Below are 6244 nucleotides of genomic sequence, written 5' to 3'. Positions count from 1 at the left end.
GGCGTTCACCTCGCCGTCGGTGAAACGCCTCGCTGGCGCCTCGGCGTATGCTGGCGTCCTCTCCGATCGATCTATGAGTTCCCTATATTGTGTGAACCGACGGATCGAAGAACGGGTATGAGAACCGTTTATCACACTCTCTTCACACTCGAAAGACCGTCCGGTGTGAACACGTCACGACCGACGGTACTCTCGCGTCGGTGTTCTCGACGTAGTGGGACTCCTTCGACTTCAGGAACGCCGGACTGTTCGGCGTGAGCGTCACCGCGCAGTCCAGCGGTCCGAGAGATCAGTTCGGTCTCTCGGACCGTTTCATTCCGAGCGATTCACAGGTTCGCGCCGGTGGCCCCGCCGTCGATCGGCAGGGCTGCCCCGTTGATGAAGCCCGACTTCGGCGACGAGAGGAACGCGACGGTGTTGCCGAGTTCCATCGGATCGGCGATGCGTTCGAGCGGGTTCTCTGCCCACTGGTCGATCGCTTCTTCGTAGGAGTCGTACTCGCCGCGCTCCACCGCGTCGTTCACGAGCTCGCGGATCCGGGCCGTCTCGTGCGGTCCGGGCAGCACCGCGTTGGCGCGCACCGCCGGAGCGAACTCCTTCGAGAGCGTCTTCTCTAACCCGATGACGCCCATCCGCACGGAGTTCGACAGCACGAGGTTGTCGATCGCCTCCTTCACGCTCCGCGAGGTGATCGTCACGATGGTGCCACCGTCGCCGGCGCTGAGGTGAGGTTCGGCCTCGCGGGCCAGCCGCACGACGCTCATCACGAGCAGATCGTACGCCTGCTGCCAGTCCTCGTCGTCCGTATCGAGGAACGACCCGGACGGCGGCCCGCCGGCACTCGTCACGAGGTGGTCGATCCCGCCGAACTCGTCGACGGTCGTCTCGACCAGCGTCGTAACGTCGTCGGCGTCGGTGAGATCGCCGGGCTGCGCGACGACCTCGCCGGCCGCGACCGACTCGACCTCGGCTTTCGCCTCCGCCAGTCGTTCCTCGTCGCGGCCGTTGATGACGACGTCGACCCCCTCGCGGGCGAGCGCCTTCGCCGACGCCTTCCCGAGTCCGCTCGACGATGCCGTGACCAGCGCCGCGTTGCCCTCGATTTCCAGGTCCATGTCCGAAACGATCCACGAAACGATTGAAAACGTTTCCGTACAGGCAAGTCGCCCCGTGGGTACGTCGCGCGTCAGCAGGACTCAACCACTCGTCGGCGCGGTGCGGCTGCACTCGTCTCACGCGTCGGTCTCGGCGCACCCGCAGCCGCCGCGGCGGATCAGTTCACTGACCGACGTGTCGGCCCCGCAGTTCGGGCAGACGGCGCGGACGTCCACCAGGACGTCGTAGTCGTCGCGGTCGAGCTCGTCCGCGGTCGCGAGCGACGAGATCGCCGATTCGGTGACCGCGGTGACCCGGCCCTGCAGCTTCTCGATGGTCTCCACCTTCCGGTCGGCCGCACCCGCGTCGTCTTCGGGAAGGCTCGCCCCCCGCGCCTCGGTGAGGTAGGTGTGGATCGCCTGGTGGGTGACGAAGTCGCTCGCGAGGTCGTCCACGTCCACTCCCTCGCGCTCCAACCGCCGCCGCGCCCGGGTGGCATCCGGCCCCGAGCCGTGTTTGAACGCCTCGTACGTGCCCGACACCTCGAAATCGAGCGGGGCGGCGCCGGTCTCTCGGAGCGCGGCCTCCAGTACCGCCTCGTTGAACTCGTCCGCGAGGTCCCGGAGGCTGGTCCGCTCGCCCGATTCGCCGGTCCACGCGGCCTCGAGCTGCGCGCCCATCCCCTCGAGTTCGTACTCCTCGATGACCCGCGCGACCTTCGTGTTCGGGCGATCCGTCGCGTCCGAGCGGCTCGTCTCCTCTGCCATGCCGCGACGTAAGCGCTGGACTGTTACAAAGATAACGGTGTAACGAAGAACGGATCGCGTCGGGTCGTCGCCCCGGCGCTGTCAGTCGATCTGCTCGACGTAGGTGTACTCCTCGGGCAGTGCCGCGGCGTCCTCGGGGAGCAACGCCGCGACGAGGTAGTCGGTGTACTCCCGGAAGTAGTCGACGACGCGGGCGATCCGGTCGGAGTCGATCGCCTCGAGCGAGTCGAGGATAATGAACGGGACCGTCTCGTGGACCTCGTGGACGAGGTACCCGGCGAGCGCGAACACCAATCCGGTCACCTCGCGTTCGCTCTCGGAGAGGTGGTCGACGGTGTCCTCGTAGGCGGCGCCGTCGGGAGACGAGCGGACGATGTGGAGGTCGAACCGCGTCTGCGTCACCTTGCGCCGTCCCTCCCGGACCTGCGTTTCGCGGCGCTCGATCCAGATCCGGTCGAGGTTCTCGTACTCCAGGATGCCGAGGACGGTTTCCATGTGCTCGTTGAATCCCTCGACGGCCTCCTCTTCGATCCGGTCGACCCGGGTCCGGAGTTCGGTCAGCTCGTCCCCGATCGCCTCCCGTTCGGCCTCGAGTTCGTCGCGTTCCTCGATCGCGGCCTCCCGGTCGGCGATCTCCTCGTCGAGCTCCTCGATCTCGTCTTCGAGGCGTTCGATCCGGAGCTCGATCCCGTTCGCCTCCCGGTGGAGCTCGAGCGCGTCGTCGTACCCCTCGACGTCGATCGATTCGGCGGCCGCCTCCAGCTCCTCGATCTCGTCTTCCTTCTCGTCGATCCGGGCTTCGAGGTTCTCGATGCGCTCTTCGGCCGTCTCGATCTCCTCGTCGATCTCCGCGAGGCGCTCATCGGCGCGTTCTACCTCCCGCTGTCGCTTGCGGATCGTCGACTGTTCGTCGCTGAGCTCGCGGATCGTCGACTGCACCTCGTTGCGCTCGTCGAGCGCCTCGGACCGGAGGTCGCGGAGGCGGTCGAGCGTCGCCTCGATCTGCTCGGTGCCGACCTCCGAGCCACAGGTCCAGCAGACGGTCTCGTCGCCGGCAGTCAGCGCCTCGGTCGGGTCGTCGGACTCGCCGCCGTTCCCGAACGCGACCTCGGTTTCGACGGTTTCGAACTCGCCGTCGAGGGCGACGCCGTCGCCCGAGACCATCTCCTCGTTGAAGCTGATGACGCTGCCGAGCTCGTTCACCGTGTCGTCGAGGGCTCGCTTCCGGCGGCGCAGCTCGTCGATTCGTCCGGCGAGTCGGTCGGGGTTCTCGTCCGGTGCGTCGGTCGTGTCGAGCGTCTCTGCGACCTCGTCGCGTTCGGCCTCGAGTTCGGACAGGGTCGAGCGCTCCGTCTCCAGGTCGAACTCGAGGTCGTCGAGCTCCGACCGAGCGTCGCGGACGCGCTGGAACGCCTCCTCGAGCTCCTGTTTCTGGGTACGGCTCTCCTCGAGGTCGGCGTCGAGGTCGTCGAGGCGGTCCCGAACCGACTCCAATTCTTCTTCGGCCTCCGCCAGCGCTTCGGCCTTCTCTTCCCGCTCGTTTTCGAGCTCCGGGAGTTCGCGTTCGAGCCCGTCGAGACGCTCGATTTCGGCTTCGATCTCCTCCCGATCCTGCTTTCGAGCCTCGATCTCCGCGTCGATGGCGTCCGTGTCGATCGGACGCATGATGATCTCCCGGAGGTCGTCGCCGCGCGCCACCGCTCGGCGCGCCTCGTTGTTCTCCAAGAGGAACGCGAACAGGTCGGCGAGTTCCGGGTCGTCGAGGTACGGGTCGCCGCCGAACGCGATCGAGTTCCCGCGCCGCTTCAGCGTCCGCGTGTACGTCTCACCGCCGACCTCGAGGGTGACCTCTCCCTCGTCGGCGTCGCCTTTCAGCGAGCTCCGCTCGCTACCCAGTCCCGCCATGAGCGCCTGCAGGAATGAGGTCCGATTCGTCGCGTTGCGTCCGGTGAGGATCGAGACGCCCGGAGGGAGCGTCACCGACGCCTCGTCGATCCCGCCGATGTTCCGTACATCGACGCGCGTGACCGGTTCCGTGACTTGATCCATCGATATATAAACGTCACGACCGTCTCGCTGTTAAATCTATCCGTCGGCGATCGCAGCCGTCCGGACGCACCCTGTCATCGTATTTCGCGCCGCGACGAGAGACGAATAAATTTTCAATATATTCAGTATTCTATATGTGTGTCTCGGAGCGTCGATCGTCGCGATCGAGCGACGATCGCCTTCGAACCCGCGTCGAGCGGTGGCGAAACAACGAGATAGGCTCGACAGTGACGCGGATTCGATTGCCAGTTGGTCTCCGAAAATTCGTTCGATGATACGCCGCTGATGGTCGGTTCAGTCCGATACGCGTCCGATATTCAAAACGAGATGTGCCTCCATGTACCACTCGACCGAAACTATACTATCTCGGTGAACTCTCGGAAAACATACGACAGATAACTAATTTTCGGGTAGGTGCATTCTCCGGCGACTGCGGGTCGTCGCCGTACGGTTTGCCCGGAATCTTCTGACTACTCCTCGACTCCCACGGCGACTCGGTGGCGCCGGATTGCTCTCGGAGACGATTTGGAATCGAAAGTTTCGGGGGGAGAAAAACCGCGATATCAAAGTGGAAAACCGCCTAAAGGACGAGACCGTACGGGTACCCATGGAAACGCGAACGGCCCGGCTCGACGTGACGGGCATGTCCTGTGCCAACTGTTCGACGACGGTACGGGAGACGCTCGAATCGCTCGACGGGGTCGTCGAGGCCTCGGCCAACTTCGCCACCGACGAGGGGACGGTCGAGTACGACCCCGAGGCGGTGTCGCTGCGCGAGATTTACGCCGCGATCGACGAGGCCGGCTACGGCGCCGTCTCCGAGACGGCCACGATCGCGATCACGGACATGTCGTGTGCGAACTGCGCCGAGACCAACGCGACCGCCCTGGAGGAGACGCCCGGCGTGATCGACGCCGAGGTGAACTACGCCACCGACGAGGCGAAGGTGCGGTACAACCCCGCCGACGCCTCCCTATCCGACCTCTACGACGCCATCGAGGGGGCCGGATACTCGCCGGTGCGCGCGGACGAGGGGAGCGGAGACGACGGATCCGACGGCTCGGCCGGCGACGCCGACAGCGGCCAGAGCGCCGGCGACGCCGCTCGCAAGGAGGAGATCCGGCGGCAGCTCCGGCTCACGCTGTTCGGCGCGGCGCTCTCGGCGCCGCTTCTGGTCTTCATGGCCGACCACCTGCTCCTCGACGGCGCTCTCTTTCCCGAGACGGTCTTCGGCGTGCGGTTCGGCTGGGTCCAGTTCGCGCTCGCGACGCCCGTTCAGGCCGTCCTCGGGCGCCCGTTCTACGAGAACTCCTACAAGGCGCTCGTCAGGAACGGCCGCGCCAACATGGACGTGCTGATCGCGCTCGGCTCCACGACCGCGTACGTGTACTCCGTGGCGGTCCTCGCCGGGCTGATCGCCGGCAGCCTCTACTTCGACACGGCGGCGCTGATCCTCGTGTTCATCACGCTCGGCAACTACCTCGAGGCCCGCTCGAAGGGCCGGGCCGGCGAGGCGCTCCGGAAGCTCCTGGAGATGGAAGCCGACACCGCCACGCTCGTCGACGAGGACGGGAACGAAGAGGAGGTCCCGCTCGAAGACGTCGAAATCGGCGACCGGATGAAGGTCAGGCCGGGCGAGCAGATCCCGACCGACGGCGTCGTCGTCGACGGCCAGTCCGCGGTCGACGAGTCGATGGTGACCGGCGAGTCGGTCCCGGTCGAGAAGGGCGAGGGCGACGAGGTCGTCGGCTCCACGATCAACGAGAACGGCGTGCTCGTCGTCGAGGCGACGAAGGTGGGCGAGGACACCGCGCTCCAGCAGATCGTTCGGACGGTGAAGGAGGCGCAGTCGCGCCAGCCCGACATCCAGAACCTCGCGGACCGCATCTCCGCGTACTTCGTGCCGGCGGTCATCGCGAATGCCGTCCTGTGGGGAGGCCTCTGGTTCCTGTTCCCCGAGACGCTCGCCGGGTTCGTCGACGCGCTCCCGCTGTGGGGGCCCGTCGCCGGCGGCCCCGCGCCGGCGGGCGGCGGCGTCTCGGTGTTCGAGTTCGCGGTGGTCGTGTTCGCCTCGGCGGTGCTCATCGCCTGCCCCTGCGCGCTGGGGCTGGCGACGCCCGCGGCCACGATGGTCGGGACGACCATCGGCGCCGAAAACGGCGTCCTGTTCAAGGGCGGAGACGTCCTCGAACGCACCCGCGACGTCGACACCGTCGTCTCGACAAGACCGGGACGCTCACCGAGGGCGAGATGGAGCTGACCGATGTGGTCGCGCTCGACGCCGACGGGAATCCCGTCCCCGACGGCGGGACGACGGTGGAAGCCGAGGCGGC

3 protein-coding genes and 1 pseudogene are annotated in these 6244 nt (G+C 66.5%); 1 reads left to right on the top strand and 3 read right to left on the bottom strand.

The features are described from left to right. Positions 1-326: 326 nt before the first annotated feature. From GJ633_RS13005 to GJ633_RS12995, 3 genes are all read right to left on the bottom strand, one after another. A complete protein-coding gene (locus tag GJ633_RS13005; RefSeq protein ID WP_156589167.1) occupies positions 327-1115 on the bottom strand; it encodes an SDR family oxidoreductase in 789 nt (262 codons plus the stop codon). Between the two features lie 117 nt (positions 1116-1232). Next, positions 1233-1862 carry a rod-determining factor RdfA gene (gene rdfA / locus GJ633_RS13000; protein ID WP_156589166.1) on the bottom strand — a complete coding sequence of 210 codons (630 nt, stop codon included), beginning with the start codon at positions 1860-1862 and terminating at the stop codon, positions 1233-1235. Positions 1863-1943: 81 nt separating this feature from the next. Beyond that, positions 1944-3911 (bottom strand): archaea-specific SMC-related protein, encoded by a 1968-nt coding sequence (locus GJ633_RS12995; RefSeq protein WP_156589165.1) that lies wholly within the window; start codon positions 3909-3911, stop codon positions 1944-1946. Positions 3912-4518: 607 nt separating this feature from the next. Here GJ633_RS12995 and GJ633_RS12990 point away from each other — a divergent pair. Next, a pseudogene (locus tag GJ633_RS12990) lies at positions 4519-6244 on the top strand (heavy metal translocating P-type ATPase); the annotation flags it as partial.

The sequence above is a fragment of the Halorubrum sp. CBA1125 genome, assembly GCF_009742825.1.
In the GTDB taxonomy this organism is placed as follows: domain Archaea; phylum Halobacteriota; class Halobacteria; order Halobacteriales; family Haloferacaceae; genus Halorubrum.
This window is presented reverse-complemented; position numbering and strand designations above follow the sequence as displayed.